Origin of the sequence: Parathalassolituus penaei (genome assembly GCF_026626885.1) — a bacterium.
Lineage (GTDB): Bacteria > Pseudomonadota > Gammaproteobacteria > Pseudomonadales > Oceanobacteraceae > Oceanobacter > Oceanobacter penaei.
The window spans coordinates 1-629 of sequence record NZ_JAPNOA010000044.1 but is presented as its reverse complement, the minus strand read 5'-3'; the positions used below and the strand labels follow the sequence as shown (position 1 = coordinate 629).

Below are 629 nucleotides of genomic sequence, written 5' to 3'. Positions count from 1 at the left end.
TTGAAGTTCTCACCGTTGCCCATACCACGACCACCGGATACCACGATGGCAGCGGAAGTCAGTTCTGGACGGTCAGACTTGGCCAGCTCTTCACCACCGAAGGCTGCCTTGGTGTAACCGGAGGCAAAGCCAACGGCTTCAACGGCCGCAGCGCCGCCAGTGGCAGCAACGGCGTCAAATGCAGTGGTACGAACGGTCAGCACCTTGATGGCATCAGCAGTCTGATAGGTCGCAATGGCGTTACCGGCGTAAATCGGACGGGAGAAGGTGTCAGCCGACACTACTTCAATCACGTCGGACAGCATGTTCACGTCCAGCAGGGCAGCGGTACGTGGCAGGAAGTCCTTACCAGTAGTGGTGGCTGGTGCCAGGATGTGGCTGTAGCCTTTGCCCAGTTCAGCGACCAGATCGCCCATCACTTCACCCAGCTGGTGTTCGTAGATGGCAGCGTCAGCAACCAGAACCTTGGCAACACCAGCGGCTGCCGCGGCAGCAGAGGCTACCGCGCCACAGTCTTTACCGGCGACCAGTACGTGTACGTCACCACCGATCTTGCTGGCTGCAGCCAGAGTGTTCAGGGTGGCGGCTTTCAGAGTGCTGTTGTCGTGTTCAGCAATTACCAGAATGGT

The 629-nt window shown here is 58.7% G+C and carries 1 protein-coding gene; it reads right to left on the bottom strand.

Annotated elements, in window-relative coordinates; translation table 11 throughout:
- Nucleotides 1-629, bottom strand: a 629-nt coding sequence (locus OUO13_RS14310; RefSeq protein WP_283174585.1) for an electron transfer flavoprotein subunit alpha/FixB family protein, incomplete at both ends; no start/stop codon positions are given.